Origin of the sequence: Caballeronia grimmiae, assembly GCF_000698555.1 — a bacterium.
In the GTDB taxonomy this organism is placed as follows: Bacteria; Pseudomonadota; Gammaproteobacteria; order Burkholderiales; family Burkholderiaceae; genus Caballeronia; species Caballeronia grimmiae.
Genome location: NZ_JFHE01000004.1, coordinates 323004 through 341644 on the forward strand (window position 1 = coordinate 323004; position 18641 = coordinate 341644).

Annotated in this window: 18 protein-coding genes; 5 read left to right on the forward strand and 13 right to left on the reverse strand. The window is 63.9% G+C overall.

The genetic code is table 11. The features are described 5' to 3' along the window. Positions 1-21: 21 nt before the first annotated feature. Positions 22-1311 (reverse strand): glutamate--cysteine ligase, encoded by a 1290-nt coding sequence (gene gshA / locus BG57_RS07530; RefSeq protein ID WP_035961853.1) that lies wholly within the window; start codon positions 1309-1311, stop codon positions 22-24. A 291-nt stretch (positions 1312-1602) separates the two neighbouring features. Then, positions 1603-2835 carry an ammonium transporter gene (locus BG57_RS07535; RefSeq protein ID WP_229753824.1) on the reverse strand — a complete coding sequence of 411 codons (1233 nt, stop codon included), beginning with the start codon at positions 2833-2835 and terminating at the stop codon, positions 1603-1605. Between BG57_RS07535 and BG57_RS33665 the strand changes: the two genes are divergently transcribed. Then, positions 2834-3001 carry a hypothetical protein gene (locus BG57_RS33665; RefSeq protein ID WP_229753825.1) on the forward strand — a complete coding sequence of 56 codons (168 nt, stop codon included), beginning with the start codon at positions 2834-2836 and terminating at the stop codon, positions 2999-3001. The two genes, BG57_RS07535 and BG57_RS33665, sit on opposite strands and share 2 nt — an antisense overlap. Before the next feature lie 101 nt (positions 3002-3102). Here BG57_RS33665 and BG57_RS07540 read toward each other — a convergent pair whose 3' ends face one another. Continuing rightward, on the reverse strand, positions 3103-3441 hold the full coding sequence (locus BG57_RS07540) for a P-II family nitrogen regulator (protein ID WP_014190273.1): 339 nt from the start codon (positions 3439-3441) through the stop codon (positions 3103-3105). Positions 3442-3838: 397 nt separating this feature from the next. Between BG57_RS07540 and BG57_RS07545 the strand changes: the two genes are divergently transcribed. Together BG57_RS07545 and BG57_RS07550 are read left to right on the forward strand one after the other, a co-directional pair. Continuing rightward, positions 3839-4099: an accessory factor UbiK family protein gene (locus tag BG57_RS07545; RefSeq protein ID WP_035961856.1), complete on the forward strand. Its 261-nt coding sequence runs from the start codon at positions 3839-3841 to the stop codon at positions 4097-4099. A 96-nt stretch (positions 4100-4195) separates the two neighbouring features. Continuing rightward, positions 4196-5734, forward strand: a complete 1539-nt coding sequence (locus BG57_RS07550; protein WP_035961857.1) for a YifB family Mg chelatase-like AAA ATPase — start codon at positions 4196-4198, stop codon at positions 5732-5734. Between the two features lie 352 nt (positions 5735-6086). Here BG57_RS07550 and BG57_RS07555 read toward each other — a convergent pair whose 3' ends face one another. Further along, positions 6087-6677 carry a hypothetical protein gene (locus BG57_RS07555; RefSeq protein ID WP_167569249.1) on the reverse strand — a complete coding sequence of 197 codons (591 nt, stop codon included), beginning with the start codon at positions 6675-6677 and terminating at the stop codon, positions 6087-6089. A gap of 172 nt (positions 6678-6849) precedes the next feature. Between BG57_RS07555 and BG57_RS07560 the strand changes: the two genes are divergently transcribed. Then, complete coding sequence (locus tag BG57_RS07560) at positions 6850-7389, forward strand: TlpA disulfide reductase family protein (protein ID WP_035961858.1); 540 nt, start codon at positions 6850-6852, stop codon at positions 7387-7389. 57 nt (positions 7390-7446) lie between these two features. Here BG57_RS07560 and BG57_RS07565 read toward each other — a convergent pair whose 3' ends face one another. The 6 genes from BG57_RS07565 to BG57_RS07590 form a co-directional block, all read right to left on the reverse strand. After that, positions 7447-8787, reverse strand: coding sequence for a sigma-54-dependent transcriptional regulator (locus BG57_RS07565; protein WP_035961859.1), 1341 nt, complete (start codon positions 8785-8787; stop codon positions 7447-7449). A gap of 22 nt (positions 8788-8809) precedes the next feature. Then, positions 8810-10795: a sensor histidine kinase gene (locus BG57_RS07570; protein ID WP_081850849.1), complete on the reverse strand. Its 1986-nt coding sequence runs from the start codon at positions 10793-10795 to the stop codon at positions 8810-8812. A gap of 21 nt (positions 10796-10816) precedes the next feature. After that, positions 10817-12100, reverse strand: coding sequence for a dicarboxylate/amino acid:cation symporter (locus BG57_RS07575; RefSeq protein WP_229753843.1), 1284 nt, complete (start codon positions 12098-12100; stop codon positions 10817-10819). Positions 12101-12512: 412 nt separating this feature from the next. Next, a complete protein-coding gene (gene lipA / locus BG57_RS07580; protein WP_035961861.1) occupies positions 12513-13520 on the reverse strand; it encodes a lipoyl synthase in 1008 nt (335 codons plus the stop codon). Beyond that, positions 13517-14317 carry a lipoyl(octanoyl) transferase LipB gene (gene lipB / locus BG57_RS07585; protein ID WP_035961863.1) on the reverse strand — a complete coding sequence of 267 codons (801 nt, stop codon included), beginning with the start codon at positions 14315-14317 and terminating at the stop codon, positions 13517-13519. Before lipB ends, lipA begins: the two co-directional genes overlap by 4 nt. Positions 14318-14376: 59 nt before the next feature. Beyond that, entirely contained in the window at positions 14377-14703 is a 327-nt protein-coding gene (locus BG57_RS07590) for a DUF2917 domain-containing protein (RefSeq protein WP_035961864.1), read from the reverse strand. Positions 14704-14825: 122 nt separating this feature from the next. Here BG57_RS07590 and BG57_RS07595 point away from each other — a divergent pair, with 122 nt between their 5' ends. Continuing rightward, entirely contained in the window at positions 14826-15779 is a 954-nt protein-coding gene (locus BG57_RS07595) for a transcriptional regulator GcvA (RefSeq protein ID WP_035961865.1), read from the forward strand. Here the strand turns inward: BG57_RS07595 and BG57_RS07600 are convergent. Genes BG57_RS07600 through BG57_RS07610 form a run of 3 tightly spaced genes read right to left on the reverse strand, consistent with a single transcriptional unit; the run spans position 15763 to position 18242 of the window. Then, positions 15763-16050 (reverse strand): DUF493 family protein, encoded by a 288-nt coding sequence (locus BG57_RS07600; RefSeq protein WP_035961866.1) that lies wholly within the window; start codon positions 16048-16050, stop codon positions 15763-15765. The two genes, BG57_RS07595 and BG57_RS07600, sit on opposite strands and share 17 nt — an antisense overlap. Positions 16051-16060: 10 nt before the next feature. Then, positions 16061-16978, reverse strand: a complete 918-nt coding sequence (locus BG57_RS07605) for a D-amino acid aminotransferase (RefSeq protein ID WP_035961867.1) — start codon at positions 16976-16978, stop codon at positions 16061-16063. A gap of 31 nt (positions 16979-17009) precedes the next feature. Continuing rightward, complete coding sequence (locus BG57_RS07610) at positions 17010-18242, reverse strand: D-alanyl-D-alanine carboxypeptidase family protein (protein WP_035961868.1); 1233 nt, start codon at positions 18240-18242, stop codon at positions 17010-17012. Positions 18243-18641: the final 399 nt, after the last annotated feature.

An 18641-nucleotide genomic window follows, 5' to 3' on the forward strand; every position in this document is an offset into this window, starting at 1 on the left:
AGCTTACCGCAAGCCGCGCAATTAGACCTGAATGGCTTCGGGATCGGTCTTTTCCAGTTCCACCGATGCCGCGAGCAGCCCGAGCCGCGCGACCACGCCGTACATGTAGAAGCGGTTCGGCGGCGCCGCGCCGGGCTTCGCGTGCGTGTCGGGCAGCGCGGTGTGCTCGAAGCCGAGCGGCACGAAGTGCATGCCCGGCGCGTTGAGGTTCTGATCGCGCTCACGCGATTCATGCACGCGATAGAAGCCGCCGACCACGTACCGGTCGATCATGTAAACCACCGGCTCCGCGACCGCATTGCCGACGCGCTCGAACGTATGCACGCCTTCCTGCACGATCACGTCGTGGACTTGCAGCCCTTCCTTCGCGTCGTTCATCTTGACGCGCTCGCGCTTGGTGAGCGCGGCGACTTCGCTCGCGTCGTGCACGGTCATCACGCCCTTGCCGTACGTGCCGGCATCCGCCTTGATGACGACGTACGGCTTCTCGCTGATGCCATACTCGCGATACTTCTTCGCGATCTTCTTGATGACGCCGTCGATGGCGTCCGCGAGCGCTTCTTCGCCCGTGCGCGCTTCGTAGTCCACGCCTTCGACGTGCGCGAAGTACGGGTTCACCATCCACGGGTCGATCTCGACCATCTTCGCGAACTTCTTCGCGACGTCGTCGTAGCAGGAGAAATGCGTCGACTTGCGGCGCACGGCCCAGCCGGCATGCAGCGGCGGAAGCAGATACTGCTCATGCAGATTCTCCAGCACCGGCGGAATGCCCGCCGACAGATCGTTGTTGAGCAGAATCGAACAGGGATCGAAATTCTTGAGGCCGAGACGCCGCGGCGTGCGCTCGAGCGGTTCCAGCACGACCTTCTGGCCATCGGCGAGCGGAATCGTCACCGGGCCGTGGATGTTTTCATCGAGCGTGCCGAAGCGGACGTTCAGGCCCGCCTGCCGCATGATGGTTGCGAGACGGGCGACGTTCTCGAGATAGAACGCGTTGCGCGTATGCCGCTCGGGAATCACGAGCAGATTTTTCGCGTCGGGGCAGATTTTTTCGATGGACGCCATGGCCGCCTGCACGGCCAGCGGCAGCACTTCCTGCGGCAGATTGTTGAAACCGCCCGGGAACAGATTCGTATCGACGGGCGCGAGCTTGAACCCCGCGTTACGCAGATCGACGGAACAATAAAACGGCGGCGTGTGCTCCTGCCATTCAAGACGAAACCACCGCTCGATGGCAGGCGTGGCCTCCAGTATTTTCCGCTCGAGATCGAGCAGAGGACCATTCAACGCCGTAACTAAATGCGGAACCATTGATTTCTCGCGGACAGCTTTGCATGGGACCGGCATCGCGCGTCAACACGAAAGCGCCGGCCGACAGAGACGAAAGATTGTAGAGCAATTGCTTTGCCTAATTGGGGATGGGCCGCCAATTACCAAGGTTTCCCGGCCTTGCGGCAAGCATTTCGGAGTCGTGCGCCGCTGGACGAAGAATGCGGCCGGTCGCATGGCAAAAAAAACCCGCCATCGAAGGCGGGTCAAGTCGCTGCGCTCGTTCTTTTCATCGCGCCGGCGCGTGCCGGTCGCGATGATGTCTTCAGTGCGTCATTCGACGTGCTCGCCATGCAAGGTGACGTCGAGGCCTTCGCGTTCCTGTTCTTCGGTGACGCGCAAGCCCATGACCATGTCGATGACCTTCAGCAGGATGAAGCTGACGACGCCCGAGTAGATCAGCGTGACGATCACGCCCTTCGCCTGCACGAGCAGGCTGCCGTCGAAACCGCCGATGTCCTTCACCGCGAACACGCCGGTCAGAAGTGCACCGATGATCCCGCCGACGCCATGCACGCCGAACGCGTCGAGCGAGTCGTCGTAGTTGAACTTGTGCTTGAGCCAGGTGGCCGACCAGAAGCAGACCACGCCCGCGACGATGCCGATCACGATCGCGCCCGTCACGCCGACGAAGCCCGAAGCAGGCGTCACCGCAACCAGACCCGCGACCGCGCCCGAGATGATGCCGAGCACCGACGGCTTGCCCTTCGTGATCCACTCCGCGAACATCCAGCCGAACGCGGCGAACGCGGTGGCGATCTGCGTCGTCAGCATCGCGAAGCCGGCACGGCCGTCAGCCGCCACCGCCGAACCCGCGTTGAAGCCGAACCAGCCGACCCACAGCATCGACGCGCCGATCAGCGACAGCACCAGGTTGTGCGGCGCCATCACTTCGCGACCATAGCCGACGCGCTTGCCAAGGACGATACAGCACATCAGGCCCGCGATACCCGCGTTGATGTGAACCACCGTGCCGCCCGCGAAATCCAGCACGCCCGCCGATGCCAGCCAGCCGGTCGGTTCCCAGACCATGTGGGCGATCGGCGAATAGACGAGCAGCGACCACAGCGCCATGAAGACGAGCATCGCGGAAAACTTCATGCGGTCGGCGAATGCACCGGTGATAAGCGCCGGCGTGATGATCGCGAACGTCAGCTGGAACGCGAAGTAGACGGACTCCGGAATGGTCGAGGCGAGATGGCTGACGGTGAGCGTCGTCGCCTTGTCGCCCTTGACGTAGGCCAGGCCGTGCAGGAACACGCGCGAGAAGCCGCCGAGGAACGAGCCGCCCGGCGTGAACGCGATGCTGTAGCCGACGACCGTCCAGAGAATCGTGACCAGGCAGCAGATGGCGAAGCTCTGCATCACGGTGGCGAGGACGTTCTTCTTGCGGACCATGCCGGCGTAGAAGAGCGCGAGGCCCGGAATCGTCATGAACAGCACGAGTGCGACGGAAGTCAGCATCCACGCGGTGTCGCCGGAACTGATCTTCGATGAATCGACCATGAACGGTTCGGTCGGCGCGGCGGGTGCTGCCTCGGATGCGGCCTGGGCAGCCGATGCCGCGTCCGCCGACGAAGCCATCGCCGTATTGGCGCTGGCCGGCGCGCTCGCGGCCGACGCGGCGTCCGTTGCAGGCGCCGACGCGGCGGCCGGAGCCGACGCGTCCTGAGCGAGAGCGGTGCCGGCGGTCGCGCCGGCAAGCGCGGTCGCCACCAACAATGACATCAAAAAGTTACGCATTCTTCTGGTTCCTCTTATCGCCGATTTTTCTTAGAGCGCGTCCGCGCCGGTCTCGCCGGTACGAATGCGAATGACCTGCTCGATCGCGGTCACGAAGATCTTTCCGTCGCCGATCTTGCCCGTGCGCGCGGCACGCTCGACGGCTTCGATCGCCTGGTCGACGATGTCGTCCGACACGGCCGCCTCGATCTTCACCTTCGGCAGAAAGTCGACGACGTATTCCGCGCCGCGATACAACTCCGTATGCCCCTTCTGGCGGCCGAAGCCTTTCACCTCGGTCACGGTGATCCCCGACACGCCGATCGCCGATAACGCTTCACGCGCTTCGTCCAGCTTGAACGGCTTGATGATTGCGGTAATGAGCTTCATGTATCCCTCGCTGTGGTTTCCTGATCTTTCCGCGTGCCGTTCGGTGAAAAAGCGTGCAGAAAAGGTCGCGCCGTTTATGCAACTCCGATGCCATGCTAATAACGACGCGGGTTTGCGGGATTTCGGCACGAAACGGGCGTTGCCTCTGCCGAATGGCTAAAGCGGCAGTTACGCGCTGGCGGAGGGGCAGGTTCATTGCTAGAGTGGTCCCGAAGTCCCCGTAATAAGGGCAGGGACGGCGAAGAAGGCTCAACGCCGGCGCTAAAATCGCGTCGCCTTCGGGACTGCCCCGCCGTGCGTCGCCGCATTGCATCGACGCACCAATATCGACCATTCGAAAGCGCGGGGCACTGACCTAACGATGAATGCACATTATTTGTGCACAAGGGAGAAAACGATGAAGCAGCCCAACGACGTATTCAACGACCTTCAGCAGAAAATGAGCGAACTGTTTCGCAATTCGCCGGCGAAGGACGTCGAAAAAAACATGAAGGCGATGCTCCAGCAGGGCTTCTCCAAGCTCGACCTCGTCACGCGCGAGGAATTCGACACGCAGACGCAAGTGCTCGTGCGCACCCGCGCGCGTCTCGAAGAGCTGGAAAAGCGCGTCGCGCAACTCGAACAGCGGACCGTGAGCGGCGGCACGTCGCAGGACTGACACGCCCGCCCTTTTTCTCGTATCCGGCCGGCGAGCCGTGAAGTCCTAGTCTCATTGCCGGCGCGGCTTTTCGGTCGCGCCGTATCGGGTGAAATCATGTCGCTTGCCGTGGTACGCAGCCGCGCGCCCGCGCCTGGGCGCGCGCCGGAAGTCGTCGTCGAAGTCCATTTGGCCAACGGGTTGCCGTCGTTCTCGATCGTCGGCCTTCCCGATCTCGAAGTCCGCGAAAGCCGCGAGCGCGTGCGCGCCGCGCTTCAGAACTGCGGCTTCGACTTTCCCGTCAGCCGCATCACCGTCAATCTCGCGCCCGCCGATCTTCCGAAAGAGTCAGGCCGCTTCGACTTGCCGATCGCGCTCGGCATTCTCGCCGCGAGCGGGCAGATTCCGGCTGAATCGCTGGCGCATCGCGAGTTCGCGGGAGAGTTATCGCTGACGGGCGCGCTACGGCCAATGCGCGGCGCCTTCGCGATGGTTTGCGGCGCGGCCCGCCAATATGCGAGTTCCGATTCGCGCGTCCCCGATATCTACCTTCCACTCGCAAGTGCTGCCGAAGCCGCACTGGTGCCGGGCATCGGCGTGTACGGTGCGGACGATCTTCGCGCGCTGTGCGCTCATCTCAACGGCGTGCCCGATGCGCGCCTTAGTCCGGTGCAGGCCGCGACGCTTTCAGATGCGACCGCCGTTTCATCGCCCGATCTCGCGGACGTGATCGGCCATCCCGGTGCGCGGCGGGCGCTCGAAGTCGCGGCGGCGGGCGGGCATCATCTGCTGATGGTCGGACCGCCCGGCGCAGGCAAGTCGATGCTCGCCACGCGACTTCCCGGCCTCCTCCCGCCGATGACCGACGACGAAGCGCTGACTTCCGCCGCCATCCTCTCGGCGAGTTCGATCGGCTTCACGCCCGCGCAGTGGCGTCAGCGTCCATTCCGCGCGCCGCATCATTCGTCGAGTTCCGTCGCGCTCGTCGGCGGACGCAATCCGCCGCAGCCGGGCGAAATCACGCTGGCGCATCTGGGCGTCCTGTTTCTCGACGAATTGCCCGAATTCGACCGCAAAGTCCTCGAAACCCTTCGCGAGCCACTGGAGGCCGGGCGCATCACCATTTCGCGCGCCGCTCAACAGGCGGATTTTCCGGCCGCATGTCAGCTCGTCGCGGCGATGAACCCCTGCCCGTGCGGTTGGCGCGGCGATCCGGGCGGGCGTTGCCGCTGCTCGCCGGAAATCGCCGCCCGGTATCTGCGCAAGCTTTCCGGTCCGCTGATGGATCGCATCGATATTCAGATCGAGTTGCCCGCGTTGTCGCCGGCGGAGTTGTCGGCGCGGACCGCGAAGCGCGGCGAGTCGAGTGCGCAAGTCGCGGGGCGCGTCGCCGTGGCGCGCGACATTCAGTTGCGGCGGCAGGGCAAGACGAACCGCGAACTCGACGGACGCGAGGCCGACGATGTCTGCCGCCCCGATGCAACCGGCGAATCGCTGTTGCGATCGGCGGGCGAGCGATTCGGCTGGTCGGCGCGCGCCTACTATCGCGTACTCAAGGTCGTCCGCACGATCGCCGACCTCGCAGGGGCCGAGACGCCGGATGCGTCGCATGTCGCGGAGGCGGTCCAGTATCGGCGTGCGGTGTCGATCGTCTGACTGGGGACCGCGAAAGAATGCTTGTCAAGACTTGACTTATGCACACGAAGGCGATCTGCACCGGCGCGTGACCGACTCCCACCGCCTCGGCATGCGCATTTCACAGACCATTGATTTTATTGAATTAATTAACTTGCCGAGAACGAGGGCAAAGTAAGCGCAACCGCGCGACTCGGGCTTTTGATGCCTGCCGCACACTCTTTTCCACAAAGTTATCCACAGATATTGTGGATAGTGAAAAAAGCCCTGACAAATCCGTGCATTACGCGCCGTTGCTTCGAAGGAACTTTCAGTGCGCGCAGTTGCCGACACACCCTTTTAACTCGGCGTTAACTTAATTCGAGGCATTCCTCTAAAAAAGTTTGAAGGACGTAAAGAACTGGTCGGCCTGCTCGGCTGGCGGCGTCTTGTCCGCGACGATGGCCAGTTGATAGACATGCGCACCGCGCGCGACGAAGCGTGCCTGAATCGTCCGCGCCTCGCGCTTATCACCGCTTTGGCCCGTTACCCGCATCTCGCTGCCCAGCACGCGGCCACCGGCGGCAAGCTCGATCTGCGTCGCGCGAGCGTCCGGCCGCGCGTTCACGTTCCGCGCAAGGCCCCGTTCGAGATAGTCGAGCGCCGCGCGCTGGAGTTGCGGATCGGCGCTCGGCAGGACGACCGTGCCGACGGCGAACACCGCGTCGTTGGCTTCGGCGGTTTGCATGCGCATCGTCATCGACTGGCCCGCGATTTCGACTTTGCGTTCCGCCGCGCGGGGCTTCGCGGGCAGCGTCACTTCGTAGCCGTCGTCGTTGTTCTGAATCGTTCGCCAGTCGTAAGAAGGCGTGCAGGCGACGAGCGCAGTGCAAGCCAGCGACGCGCACACCGCCGCAACCGGCGATGCAAAACCTGCGGCAAAACGGCGCACATTCCCCGCGATGGAAGTTGAAACTCGCTTCATATCGATCGATGCCAGGAAAAGCATCATTATCGCGCCGCAGCGTCGCCCCTCGTGGCTACTGGCGCGAGCCGTCGACTGTGACGCCGCATTGGGCGATTGGCGTAGAATGCTTGGCACGTTTCTTTGCGATTGCGCCCGTCGCGGCGCTCGAGTCCGCAATTCGAGGTTCCACATGTCCCAAACCACCGAAGCCACTTCCGCACGCGCGAAGAGTCCGTTGCGTTACATCGTGATGGCGCTGATTGCCGGCGTGATCGCGTGCACCGGCTATTTCGCGTTCGGCGGCCAGCAGCGCGTACCCGATGCCACGTTCACGCTGCTGTCGGGTCAAAAAATCTCGACCTCGGCCGACCTGAAAGGGAAGGTCTATCTCGTCAATTTCTGGGCGACGAGCTGCGAGACCTGCATGAAGGAAATGCCCGACATGATCAACACGTACAACAAGTTCAAGGGGCGCGGCCTGGAATTCGTCGCCGTGGCGATGAGCTACGACGCCCCGATGTACGTCAGCAACTACGCGCAAACGCGCAATCTGCCGTTCAAGGTCGCCATGGACGACGGCAGCGCCGCCAAGCAGTTCGGCAACGTGCAGCTCACGCCGACGACCTTCGTCATCGACAAGAACGGCAAGATCCTGAAGCGCTATGTCGGCGAACCGACGTTCGCGGAACTCGACGCGCTGCTGGACAAGGCGCTCGGCTCTGCAGCCTGAGCCTCATCGCACGATGAACAACGCCCGCTTCGGCGGGCGTTGTCGTTTGTATCGCGTCTAGCGGTCGGAGTCGCCCTTTGCCGCGAGCCCGTACCGCTTGATCTTCTCGTAAAGCGTCGCCTTGCCGACCTGCAAGCGATCCGCCGCCACCGCGACCGCGCCGCCGCACTGTTCCAGCGTTTCCCCGATGACCGCGCGTTCGAACTGCTCGGTGCGCTCCTTGAGCGATTGCGTCGTCGAATCTGCCGATGCGCCGATATCGTCGATGACGCCGAGCACCATCCGGTCCGCCGCGTTGCGCAGTTCGCGCACGTTGCCGGGCCACTCGCGCTGCATCAGTTCGGCGCGCTGGCGGTCGGTGATGAGCGGCGCGGGCCGCTCGTAACGCACGGCGGCATCGAGCAGAAAGTGTTCGAAAAGCGGCACGATGTCCTCGCGGCGCTCGTTGAGCGGCGGCAGCGTGATCGTCACGACATTGAGCCGATACAGCAGATCGCGCCGGAACGTTCCCTGGGCGACGTGTTCGTTCATGTCGCCCTTTGCCGCCGCCACGACGCGCAGATTCGCCCGCACCGGCTGATTCGAGCCGAGCCGTTCGAGCACGCCGTCCTGCAGCACGCGCAGCAGTTTCACCTGTAGCGAAAGCGGCATGCTCTCGATTTCATCGAGAAAAAGCGTGCCGCCCGACGCGTGCTCCAGCTTGCCGATGCGCCGCTTCTGCGCTCCGGTGAACGCGCCCGCTTCGAAGCCGAACATCTCGGATTCGAACATCGGCTCCGGCAGCGCGCCGCAATTCACCGCGATAAAAGGCTTGTCGCGACGCGGCGACAAATCGTGCAGGCTGCGCGCGATCAGTTCCTTGCCCGCGCCGGTATCGCCGTTGATGAGCACGGATGCATCCGTCGGCGCGACGTTCGCGATCAGCCGGCGCACCTGCTCGATCGCCGGGCTGCGGCCGATGATGCGCGGCGCCACGCTGCTCTGCTCCGCCAGTTCGCGCCGCAACGCCTGATTTTCGAGCACGAGCTTGCGGCGCTCCAGCGCGCGCCGCACCGCTTCGACGAGCCGCTCGGACGCGAACGGCTTCTCGATGAAGTCGTATGCGCCGTCGCGCATCGCCTGGACGGCCATCGAAATATCGCCGTGACCGGTGACGAGCAGCACGGGCACCTCTGGCGCGCGCTCGCGGCACTGCGCAAGCAGATCGAGACCGCTTGCGCCGGGCAGCCGGATATCGCTGACGATCACGCCGGGAAAATTCACGTCGATGGCGCGCGCAGCCGATTCGACGCTTCCGTGGCCCGTCACGTCGAAGCCCGCGAGTTGCAGGCTCTGGACGCTCGCGCGCCGCACGAGTTCGTCGTCTTCGATGAAGATCACCTGCAAGCCGGTGGTCATGGTCTGGCCTCGATTCAGTTTTCTATGCACGACGCAGCGTCAACACGAATTCTGCGCCGTGCGAGCGATCGGCGTCGGCCTGCGTGCCGCCTTCCGGGCCATCCGCGACGATCGGCGCGACGACGTTGCGCGCGACGAGCGTGCCGCCGTAATCCCGCGCAATCGCCGATGAAATCGCGAGCCCGAGGCCGAGTCCGTGACCCGTCTCCTTCGTCGTGAAGAACGGTTCGAACAGATGCGGCAACGCATCGGCGGGAATGCCGGGACCGTTGTCGCGCACGATGATCTCGACCGCGTCCGGCCGCGCGTCCAGTTCGATGACGATGCGCGGGGCATCGCAGGAAGCCACGGCGTCGAGCGCATTGCCGATCAGGTTGATGAGCACCTGCTCCAGCCGCAGATCCTCGCAGCGCACATGAATGGCCGCACCGTCGCCTTCGAGTTCGGGCGCGACGTCGAGCGTGACGTTCTTCAGACGCGGACCGAGCATCGCGAAGACATTGCGCAGCGCGCGGGCCACGTCCGTGCGCGCGTTCTTCGGGCGCGCCTTCGCGACGAACAGCTTCAACTGATTCGTGATCTTGCCCATGCGCTCGGTCAGCGAGGCAATCGCTTCGAGATTTTCCCGCGCCGCCGCCTGATCGCCGCGATCGATCAACACGCGCGTGTTGTCCGAAAAACTGCGCAGCGCAGCGAGCGGCTGATTGAGTTCATGCGTGATGCCGGCGGCCATCTGTCCGAGCGCGGCGAGCTTGCTGGCCTGGATCAGTTCGTCGTGAGCGGCGCGCAGGTCCTGTTCGGCGCGCGTGCGCTCGTTCACTTCCTTCGTCAGTTGCGCGTTCGCCTGCGACAAATCGGCGGTGCGCTCCGCGACGCGCTGATTCAATTCCGCATACGCCGTCTGCAGCATCTCGCGGCTGCGGATCATCTCGCGCACGCGCGCGCGGCGCATGCGCCAGTAGAACGCCAGCAAGCACAGCGACAGAAACACGAGCGCGGTCACGACGACCGCCGTCTGCGCGGCGCTTTCGATGGGATCGAGCGGCGCCATCGTGATCAATTGCCAGTCCGGTTCGCCGATGGAGCGTCGCGTCGCGAGGAAACTCGGCGCGTTCAATCCGCCGCCGACGCGCACGATCTGCGCGCCGCCTTCGAGCGTCTCGACGACGGACATCGGCAGCGGCGTGATCGGCTGCTGCGCGTACTGGCGCGTCGAATAGACCGACGCCTCGACGCTCTGCGGCAGCGGCCGCACCGTGTGATATTTCCAAGACGGCACCGACGACAGAAAGATCACGCCGTGATCGTCGGTGACGAGCAGCGGTTCCGACGCATCCGCGCCCTGCAGCCATTCGAGGTTCAGCTTGACGACGGCCACGCCGATCAGATCGTGCGAGCCTTCCCGATACACCGGCTGCGAGATGTAATAGCCCGGCTCCAGCGAAATCGTGCCGAGTCCGAAGAAACGTCCGACGCCGCCTTTCATGGCATCGACGAAATACGGCCGGAAGTGATATTCCACGCCGACGAAGCTGTCGGGCCCGCGCCAGTTGCTCGCCGCGACGCAAAAGCCATCGGCGCGGATCAGATAGGTCGCGGTCGCGTGCGAGCGGCGATTGAGGTCTTCGAGATAGCGGTTCGCGCGATCGACGTTGCGCGCATCGGGCGCGGCCAACACGTCCTGCACGAACGGGTGGCGTGAAAGAAGGTACGGAAGGTATTCGTAGCGGTCGAGCGTGCTCTTGAGCGTGCTCGTCGTGCGGTCGACGCGGGCGGCCGCATTGCGCCGCAACTCGTCGATACCGCGCTGCCATGCGATATGCCACGTGAGCGCGCAGCACGCCGTGAGCAGCGCAAGCAGCGCGAAGAACACGAGGATGCGGCGCGTCACTTGAACAGATTCCCGCGAGTGAGAATCCGTCATTGTGGCATACGCGTTTTCGGGGTACGCCGGGCCTGACGCGTGCGGCGAAGCATTCGCCGATCGATGCTTCGCCGCGCGTTGCATGGCTTTACCGGCGCGGATCGCTTAGACGGTTTCCGCTTCGGTGTCGTCGCCGCCGCGACTCAGCGCGGCGCGCAACTTGTTGCGGTCGAGCTCGCGCTCCCACGCCGACACCACCACCGTCGCCACGCCATTGCCGACGATATTCGTCAGCGCGCGGCATTCGCTCATGAAGCGGTCGATGCCGAGAATCAGCACCATGCCGGACAGCGGAATGGTCGGCACCACGGCGAGCGTCGCCGCCAGGGTGATGAAGCCCGCGCCCGTCACGCCGCTTGCGCCCTTCGAGGTCAGCATCGTGACCGCGAGAAGCGTCAACTGCTGTCCCCAGGACAGGTCCGTATTCGTCGCCTGCGCGATGAACAGCACGGCCATCGTCATGTAGATGTTGGTGCCGTCGAGGTTGAACGAATAGCCGGTCGGCACGACGAGACCCACGACCGAACGCGAGCAGCCGAGCTTTTCAAGCTTGAGCATCAGTTGCGGCAGCGCGGCTTCGGACGAACTCGTGCCGAGCACGATCAGCATCTCTTCCTTGATGTACGCAATGAAGCGCAGCACCGAGAACCCGACCATCCGCGCGATGGTGCCCAGCACCACGATGACGAACACGATCGACGTCAGATAGAACGTGCCGATGAGCTTGAGCATCGGCACGAGCGAGCCGATGCCGTACTTGCCGATGGTGAACGCCATCGCGCCGAACGCGCCGATCGGCGCGAGCTTCGTAATGATGCCGACCATGCCGAACAGCACGCCGGACAGACCTTCGATGAACGTCGTCACCACCTTGCCGCGCTCGCCGAGATGCGCGAGCACCGAGCCGAACAGCAGCGCGATCAGCAGGATCTGCAGGATTTCGCCTTGCGAGAACGCCGACACGAGCGTGTCCGGAATGAGGTGCATGAAGAAGTCGACCGTGCTCTGGCCGTGCGCCTTTGCGGCGTAGGTATCGATCGCCTTGTGGTCGAGCGTGGCCGGATCGACGTTGAAGCCGACGCCCGGCTTCAGCACGTGCGTGGCGATCAGGCCGAGAACCAGCGCGAACGTCGACACGACCTCGAAATACAGCAGCGCCTTGCCGCCCACGCGCCCGACTTTCTTCATGTCCTCCATCCCGGCGATGCCGGTGACGACGGTGCAGAAGATGATCGGTCCGATGACCATCTTGATGAGCTTGATGAAGGCGTCACCGAGCGGTTTCATGTCGGTGGCGAGCGAGGGATAGAAATGCCCGAGCAAGATGCCGATGGCGATGGCAGCGAGCACCTGCACGTACAGGACTTTATAGAAAGGTTTCTTCACGATGGTTCCAGACAAGATCAGGCAGTTGGCAAAAGAGCGCCAGCGGCGAGCCGCGAAGAGCGGGCAAAGCGTCGTTGCGCGGGGAAGCCGCGCACGCCGGATCGCGTCGCGTAAGCGAGAGCCGCTACGTCGACGGATTTATGGACGGCTGGATGCGAAAGGGGTCATCGGCGTGTCTCCTTGACTTTTATGGGCGGCTTCGCGGGCCGTGCCTTTCTCATTGCAAGGGCGATGCCAGCTTCGTTTTTCGCCTAAGTGCTTGTCACGCCGAGGTTTTTTGCAGGACTGATGCGCGGGCAGTCCCGGTTTCCGGAAATCCGGAACGCGGGCGTCCGAGGCTCTGGACAATTCGAACGCCCGAAAAAAAACCCACGTCACCGTGGGTTTTCTTTGCTGCGCGAAGCGCACGCTCTCTTCAAACGACTCCAGCGCCGTGCGCCTGAACGTCCGCGTGATAGCTCGAGCGCACCATCGCGCCGACCGCCGCGTGCGTGAAGCCCATCTTGTACGCTTCTTCCTCGTACATCTTGAACGTGTCCGGATGCACGTAAGCCCGCACCGGCAAATGGTGCTCGGACGGCTGCAAGTACTGGCCGATCGTCAGCATATCGACGTCGTGCGCCCGCAGATCGCGCATCACCTGGAGAATTTCTTCCTCGGTTTCGCCGAGGCCGACCATCAGGCCCGACTTCGTCGCGACTTCGGGATGCAGCGCCTTGAAGTCCTTCAGCAGCTTCAGCGAGTGGTGATAATCCGAGCCCGGCCGCGCTTCCTTGTAGAGACGCGGCACCGTTTCGAGGTTGTGATTCATCACGTCGGGCGGAGCGGCGGTCAGGATGTTGATCGCGCGATCCAGACGCCCGCGGAAATCCGGCGTGAGAATTTCGATGCGCGTTTCCGGCGAATGCTCGCGCACCTGCCGGATACACTCGACGAAATGCGCCGCGCCGCCATCGCGCAGATCGTCACGGTCGACGCTCGTAATCACGACGTACTTCAGCTTCAGCGCGCCGATGGTGCGCGCGAGGTTGATCGGCTCTTCGGCGTCGAGCGGATCGGGGCGGCCGTGACCGACATCGCAGAACGGGCAGCGGCGCGTGCACTTGTCGCCCATGATCATGAACGTGGCCGTGCCCTTGCCGAAACATTCGCCGATGTTCGGGCAACTCGCCTCTTCGCACACCGTATGCAGGTTGTGCTCGCGCAGAATCTGCTTGATCTCGTAGAACCGCGAGTTGCCCGTCGCCGTGCGCACGCGAATCCAGTCCGGCTTCTTGAGCTTCTCGATCGGCACGACCTTGATCGGAATGCGCGATGTCTTCGCCTGCGCCTTCTGCTTCGCGGTTGCGTCGTAAGCAGCGGTGGTGGGAACAGGCGCCGATGAAGCGGTGTCGCCGGCCAGGTTTGCGGTTGCGTCAGTCATTCGGTTGGTCCGGTAGATGCAGCGAAACGGCTCGCGCCGTCTTGCGGTTGAGCGGCGGCGCCCTGTGAGCCGTCAATCTGAAGCGCCAGTCTTTCGGCAAGCGTGAGCGCCACGTCGTGCCAGTCGGCGGTGACGCCGAGCGTCGCCATGTCGACCGTTTCGAGTCCCGCGTAGCCGCACGGGTTGATCGCGAGGAACGGTCGCAGATCCATCTTCACGTTCAGGCTGACGCCGTGATAGCTGCAGCCATTGCGGATCTTGAGCCCGAGCGCGGCAATCTTCGCGCCCTCATGCGCCTGATGCAGACGAACGTTCGCGCCTTGCTGCGCCTGCTCCGGCGACGGCGTCGCGACGTAAATGCCGGGCGCGCCAGCCTTGCGGTCGGTCGCGAGATTATACGTCGCGAGCGTTTCGATGACGGCCTCTTCGATGCGCCGCACCAGCTCGCGCACCATCAGCTTGCGGCGGCGCAAGTCGAACAGCAGGTAAGCGACGATCTGCCCCGGCCCGTGATACGTGATCTGCCCGCCGCGATCCACCTTGACGAGCGGAATGCCGCTGTCGGCCAGCAAGAGGTGCGCGGGATTGCCCGCGAGCCCGAGCGTGAACACCCGGGGATGTTCGACTAGCCAGATTTCATCGGGCGTGTCCGGCGTGCGGGCGTCGGTGAACGCGCGCATCGCGTCGAAACTTTCGCCGTACGGCTCGACGCCGCGCCAGCGCAGCCTGACGTCGTGCAGCACGTCGACGTTATCGGGGGAAGGCTCGGGGGAGAAGGCAAGCGGCGTGGCGGACATGGTTCCGGTAGTTTACCGAAATCGCTCCATGCCCGCCCGTGGTGGAAGGAAACGCGCGCTCAGACGGTGCGCCAGCCGGCGCGCGCACGCTGCGTGAGGCGCTCGATCGCGCTCGACAGCCACCGGATCGCGCGTTCGTCGCGGCGCGGCATCATCGTGAAGACGATGCACGCCGGCTTGTCGCCCTCCACCGATAGCCACAAGCGTTCGCGGCTGCGCAGCTTGAGGCGATCGCCGGGTGCGAGCCAGTAATCCTCGATATCGTCGCTGCGCGTCGCCCAGACCGGGCCGCCATGAACGGTGAGCCGCGTGCTGCGCGCGATGCGCATCGGCACCGTTTCGCCCGGCTTGATTTCAAACGTGATGCTTGTCGATATTTCTCGCATGACCCACTCCGCCAAGGAACGTTTCGATGACTACAATCCTAGGCGTAGCAAGGCATCCGACAAAACGATCAATTTTCACCGCTATGTGAGCCGAATTGACAAACGCCTCGACATCGATCCACATGGACCTGCGCCAGTTGCCCGCGTTGAACGCGCTGCGCGCCTTCGAAGCCGCCGCGCGCCACGAGAGCTTCTCGCGCGCCGCCGACGAACTCTTCGTCACGCATGGCGCGGTCAGCCATCAGATTCGCGCGCTCGAAGCGGAGTTGGCCGTCACGCTGTTCGCCCGCGACGGCAAGCGCGTGCGCCTGACCGACCGTGGCCGCCAGTACGCGGCGGATGTGCGCGCGGCCCTCGTCGCAATGGCCGAATCGACGCGACGCATCCGCGCGGGCGATCGCGACCGGCGGCTGGTCGTATCGACGATTCCGTCGTTCTCCGCGCGCTGGCTGACCTCGCGCGTGGGCGGTTTCATCGAGAGGCATCCAGAATTCGATCTCGAATTGCTGTCGACCAGTTCGCTCACCGATTTCAACCGCGACGATGTCGATCTGGCCATCCGCTTCGGTTTCGGCAAATACGCAGGCGTGCACGCCGAACCCTTGCTCGACGAAGTGTTCTTCCCGGCCTGCTCGCCGCGTTTCAACGGCGGCCAGCTGCCTCGCGCACCGGCCGATCTGCCGAATTTCCAGCTCCTTCGTTCGAGCGACGAACTCTGGCGCCCGTGGTTCGACGCAGCCGGTCTCCCCGACGTGCCCGAGCCGAAGCGCGGCGTCTTATACGAGGATTCGTCGAATTTGCTGCAGGCGGCCATCGATGGCCAGGGGATTGCGCTCGTGCGGCGCTCGCTCGCGATGCAGGAAATCATCGCGGGAAGGCTGGTGCGGCTTTTCAACGTGGACGGTCCGAGCCCGTGGACCTATTTCTTCGTCTGCCTGCCCGAGTTGCTGGGGACGGCCCGCGTTCAGGCGTTTCGTGAATGGATTTTCGCGGAAGCGGAACAGTTCCGCCTGCTCTACGAGCGCACCCCCGCCGTGTGCGATGCGCCCGCAGGCAATCTCAGAGCACTACCTTGACCATCGGATGACCGGTGAGCGCGCGATAGATGTCGTCCAGATGCGCGCGATTCTGCGCGCGCACGGTGCACGTGAGCCCGGTGTAATTGCCGCCCGACGACGGCCGCGTTTCGACGCGCGTCACGTCGAACTCGCCGTCGAACTCGCGAATAACCGTGACGATGGTGTCCTGAAATTCGGGGTGCGACTTGCCCATCACCTTGATCGGGAAATCGCACGGAAAATTGAAGAGGTCGTCGGTGCTGGAAGGTTGTTTGGTGGAATCGGACATGGCTTTCTCCTTAACCTGCGCGGCTCGCCTGATTCGCGAATTCCCGCGCCTTCGCCCGCTGGTAGGCATCGTATAGCGCAGCATAGACCGGGCCGGGACGTCCGCCGCCGACGCGCTTTCCATCGAGCGTCGTAATCGGCATGACTTCCTTCGTCGCCGAACTGATCATGACTTCATCGGCGGCGCGCAGCTCGGCCTCGGTGACGTCGCGTTCCTCGAACGGAATGCCCGCCTCGGCCGCCAGTTCCTCGATCAGCCCGTAGCGGATGCCTTCGAGAATGCGCGGTCCGCGCGGCGCGCCCAGCAGCGTGCCGCCTGCAACAATCCACACATTTGAGGATGATCCTTCGGTAAGCAAGCCGTCGCGCAACTGGATGGTTTCGAGCGCGTCGTGTTCCGCCGCGTGTTGCGCCATCAGCACGTTGCCGAGCAACGATATCGATTTGATGTCGCAATGCAGCCAGCGTTTGTCCTCGGCGGTCACGGCCACCGCGCCTTGCGCGCGGCTTGCGTCGCTCGGATAGGCGACCTGACTCAGCATCACGAACACGGTCGGCGTGATGCCCGCAGGAAAGGCGTGCCCGCGCTTCGCCGCGACGCCGCGCGTGACCTGAATATAGACGAGCGCATCGCCGGGGCCGGCGTTCGCCTCGATCGCGCGATGAATCAGCGCGCGCCAGCCGGCATCGTCGAAAGGATTGTCGATGCGAATCTTGCCGAGACTGCGATTCAAGCGCGCAAGATGCTGCGCGAGCCGGAACGGCAGACGCGCACCGCCGGCCTGCGCGTAGAGCGGCACGACTTCATAGACGCCGTCGCCGAAGATGAACCCGCGATCCAGCACCGGAATGCGCGCTTCGGAAAGCGGCCCCCATTCGCCGTTCAGGTAGACCGTCGGGTCGAATACATCGGCGTGGTTCGGATTCATCGTTGCCGCTCCGTTCGGAAACAAACGCGTATTACTTCCGCTTCTGCCACATCAGCAGCGCGGAATCCCACAGGCGGCCAAAGAGGCCCGCTTCCGGCACTTCCTGCAGCGCGACGAGCGGGAACTGCGCGACTTCCTTGCCATCGGCCATCATCCGGACGGTGCCGACCTGCTGGCCCTTCTTCACCGGCGCGATGATCAGATCGTTGCGCGTGATCGTCGGCTTCACCTTGTCGCCGAGACCCTTCGGCACGGTGATGTACTGATCCGTCGATACGCCCGCCTGCACGTTGTCCGCCGCGCCCTTGTACACGCGCGGCGATTCGACCACCTGATTCGCCTTGAAGAGACGCAGCGCGTCATACGCGGTGTAACCGTAGCTCAGCATCTTCAGGCTGTCCTGCACGCGCGCCGATTCCTTCGGCTCGCCCATCATCACGGCGACGAGACGGCGGCTCGCGTCCGGCGTGCCGACGAGCGGGCGCTTGGCCGTCGCGATCAGGCAGTAGCCAGCGGCTTTCGTGTGGCCGGTCTTCAGGCCATCGACGCTGGAGTCGAGCCACAACAGGCGGTTGCGGTTCGGCTGCTTGATCTTGTTATACGTGAACTCGCGCTCCGAGAAGATGCTGTAGTACTCGGGGAAGTCGCGGATCAGGCGCGTCGACAGCACGGCGAGATCGCCTGCCGTGGTGTAGTGCTGCGGATCGGGCATGCCGTTCACGTCGGCATAGTGCGTGTGCTTCATGCCGATGCGCTGCGCGGCGCCGTTCATCAGATTGACGAAGTTCGCCTCGCTGCCGCCGACCAGTTCCGCCAGCGCGATGGCCGCGTCATTGCCCGACTGGATGATCATGCCGTACACGAGGTCATGCACCGTGACGGGCTTGTTCGCCTCGATGAACATGCGCGACTCGTCCGTCCGCACGCGGCGCACGGCCTCGCTCGGCATCACGGTCTGATCCATGTTGATCTTCTTCGCTTTCAGCGCGTCGAAGACGAGATAAGCGGTCATCAGCTTGGTCAGCGATGCCGGTTCGACGCGCTCGTCGGGATTGCCCGATGCGAGCACCTGATTGCTGGTGGCGTCGACGAGCACCCACGAGCGGGCCGTCACCGCGGGCGGCGGCACTTGCGCAAATGCGCTCGCGGCGGCGAACACCGCCGGCAACACGATGGCGGCCTTCAGTGCGCGAAGCCTTACAGAAGCAGCAGGAGCGGAAACAGAAACGGACGGGACAGAAAAGCCGGAAGGGAAAAAGCGCATAGGATCGGTCGGCAGAAAGTGCGTCGGCGCTTCGCCTGGAATGATCCAGGGCGGCGAAGCGCGGGTTGAACAGGCAGACCGTCGATGCCGGTCGGCGCTTTGCCTGGTTGTCCGGGAGCCGGACAACCGGCACTTGCGGTGCCGCAGCGAAGAGCGCTCATTCGACAGACAGCCGCGCCATCGGTTCTCAAACGTTTGTTTTCGAAACGTCGCGTTGGCCGGCATGGGAGCCGGCGCTCAGGCGTCGGGCTTTTCGCCGAAACCGATCCGCTCTCGCTTTGCGGCAAGCAGAACGCAAGCTGAACGCGAACGGGCGGCGAAAAAATTCTGCGCCATTATACGCGCGGCTCAGAGCGCCTTTGCGGCCAATCTGCCCGTGATCCGCCCGAATTTGCGCTT